Below are 3131 nucleotides of genomic sequence, written 5' to 3'. Positions count from 1 at the left end.
TAATGGTTAAGTTAGAAAGGGCGCACGGTGGATGCCTTGGCACTAGGAGCCGATGAAGGACGGGACTAACACCGATATGCTTCGGGGAGCTGTAAGTAAGCTTTGATCCGGAGATTTCCGAATGGGGAAACCCACCACTCGTAATGGAGTGGTATCCATATCTGAATACATAGGATATGAGAAGGCAGACCCGGGGAACTGAAACATCTAAGTACCCGGAGGAAGAGAAAGCAAATGCGATTTCCTGAGTAGCGGCGAGCGAAACGGAATTAGCCCAAACCAAGAGGCTTGCCTCTTGGGGTTGTAGGACACTCTATACGGAGTTACAAAGGAACGAGGTAGATGAAGCGATCTGGAAAGGTCCGCCATAGGAGGTAACAACCCTGTAGTCAAAACTTCGTTCTCTCCTGAGTGGATCCTGAGTACGGCGGAACACGTGAAATTCCGTCGGAAGCTGGGAGGACCATCTCCCAAGGCTAAATACTCCCTAGTGACCGATAGTGAACCAGTACCGTGAGGGAAAGGTGAAAAGCACCCCGGAAGGGGAGTGAAAGAGATCCTGAAACCGTGTGCCTACAAGTAGTCAGAGCCCGTTAACGGGTGATGGCGTGCCTTTTGTAGAATGAACCGGCGAGTTACGATCCCATGCAAGGTTAAGCTGATAAGGCGGAGCCGTAGCGAAAGCGAGTCTGAATAGGGCGTTTAGTATGTGGTTGTAGACCCGAAACCAGGTGATCTACCCATGTCCAGGGTGAAGTTCAGGTAACACTGAATGGAGGCCCGAACCCACGCACGTTGAAAAGTGCGGGGATGAGGTGTGGGTAGCGGAGAAATTCCAATCGAACCTGGAGATAGCTGGTTCTCTCCGAAATAGCTTTAGGGCTAGCCTCAAGATGAGAGTCTTGGAGGTAGAGCACTGATTGGACTAGGGGCCCCCAACGGGTTACCGAATTCAGTCAAACTCCGAATGCCAAAGACTTATCCATGGGAGTCAGACTGCGAGTGATAAGATCCGTAGTCAAAAGGGAAACAGCCCAGACCGCCAGCTAAGGTCCCAAAGTATACGTTAAGTGGAAAAGGATGTGGAGTTGCTTAGACAACCAGGATGTTGGCTTAGAAGCAGCCACCATTTAAAGAGTGCGTAATAGCTCACTGGTCGAGTGACTCTGCGCCGAAAATGTACCGGGGCTAAACGTATCACCGAAGCTGTGGATTGACATCTTTGATGTCAGTGGTAGGAGAGCGTTCTAAGTGCTGTGAAGTCAGACCGTAAGGACTGGTGGAGCGCTTAGAAGTGAGAATGCCGGTATGAGTAGCGAAAGACAAGTGAGAATCTTGTCCACCGAATGCCTAAGGTTTCCTGAGGAAGGCTCGTCCGCTCAGGGTTAGTCGGGACCTAAGCCGAGGCTGAAAAGCGTAGGCGATGGCCAACAGGTTGATATTCCTGTACCACCTCCCCGCCGTTTGAGTAATGGGGGGACGCAGTAGGATAGGGTAAGCGCGCTGCTGGATATGCGCGTTCAAGCAGTTAGGCTGATGAGTAGGCAAATCCGCTCATCATAAAGGCTGAGCTGTGATGGCGAGGGAAATATAGTACCGAAGTTCCTGATTCCACACTGCCAAGAAAAGCCTCTAGCGAGGTGGGAGGTGCCCGTACCGCAAACCGACACAGGTAGGCGAGGAGAGAATCCTAAGGTGATCGAGAGAACTCTCGTTAAGGAACTCGGCAAAATGACCCCGTAACTTCGGGAGAAGGGGTGCTCTGGTAGGGTGCATAGCCCGAGAGAGCCGCAGTGAATAGGCCCAGGCGACTGTTTAGCAAAAACACAGGTCTCTGCGAAGCCGTAAGGCGAAGTATAGGGGCTGACGCCTGCCCGGTGCTGGAAGGTTAAGAGGAGGGGTTATCCTTTGGGAGAAGCTCTGAATCGAAGCCCCAGTAAACGGCGGCCGTAACTATAACGGTCCTAAGGTAGCGAAATTCCTTGTCGGGTAAGTTCCGACCCGCACGAAAGGCGTAACGATCTGGGCACTGTCTCAACGAGAGACTCGGTGAAATTATAGTACCTGTGAAGATGCAGGTTACCCGCGACAGGACGGAAAGACCCCGTGGAGCTTTACTGCAGCCTGATATTGAATTTTGGTACAGCTTGTACAGGATAGGTAGGAGCCTGAGAAGCCGGAGCGCTAGCTTCGGTGGAGGCGTCGGTGGGATACTACCCTGGCTGTATTGAAATTCTAACCCGCGGCCCTTATCGGGCCGGGAGACAGTGTCAGGTGGGCAGTTTGACTGGGGCGGTCGCCTCCTAAAGTGTAACGGAGGCGCCCAAAGGTTCCCTCAGAATGGTTGGAAATCATTCGTAGAGTGTAAAGGCACAAGGGAGCTTGACTGCGAGACCTACAAGTCGAGCAGGGACGAAAGTCGGGCTTAGTGATCCGGTGGTTCCGCATGGAAGGGCCATCGCTCAACGGATAAAAGCTACCCCGGGGATAACAGGCTTATCTCCCCCAAGAGTCCACATCGACGGGGAGGTTTGGCACCTCGATGTCGGCTCATCGCATCCTGGGGCTGTAGTCGGTCCCAAGGGTTGGGCTGTTCGCCCATTAAAGCGGTACGCGAGCTGGGTTCAGAACGTCGTGAGACAGTTCGGTCCCTATCCGTCGCGGGCGCAGGAAATTTGAGAGGAGCTGTCCTTAGTACGAGAGGACCGGGATGGACGCACCGCTGGTGTACCAGTTGTTCTGCCAAAGGCATCGCTGGGTAGCTATGTGCGGACGGGATAAGTGCTGAAAGCATCTAAGCATGAAGCCCCCCTCAAGATGAGATTTCCCATTGCGCAAGCTAGTAAGATCCCTGAAAGATGATCAGGTTGATAGGTCTGAGGTGGAAGTGTGGCGACACATGGAGCTGACAGATACTAATCGATCGAGGACTTAACCAATTTGAATGTATGCTTACTGTTATCTAGTTTTGAGAGAACACTCTCAATGGTTTGGTGGCGATAGCGAAGAGGTCACACCCGTTCCCATACCGAACACGGAAGTTAAGCTCTTCAGCGCCGATGGTAGTTGGGGGTTTCCCCCTGTGAGAGTAGGACGCCGCCAAGCTATTATTACGGTAAAGGCAGCTCATC

Annotated in this window: 2 rRNA genes; both read left to right on the top strand. The window is 52.6% G+C overall.

Annotated features, from left to right (window positions below):
* Positions 1–4: 4 nt before the first annotated feature.
* Positions 5–2939: ribosomal RNA gene (locus ACFVUS_RS43730) — 23S ribosomal RNA — on the top strand.
* 50 nt (positions 2940–2989) lie between these two features.
* A 5S ribosomal RNA gene (gene rrf / locus ACFVUS_RS43725) occupies positions 2990–3105 on the top strand.
* Positions 3106–3131: the final 26 nt, after the last annotated feature.

Origin of the sequence: Nocardia sp. NPDC058058 (assembly GCF_042885355.1) — a bacterium.
Classification (GTDB): domain Bacteria; phylum Actinomycetota; class Actinomycetes; order Mycobacteriales; family Mycobacteriaceae; genus Nocardia.
Note: the sequence above shows the minus strand (reverse complement) of the source record. Positions and strands in the feature narration are given on the sequence as shown.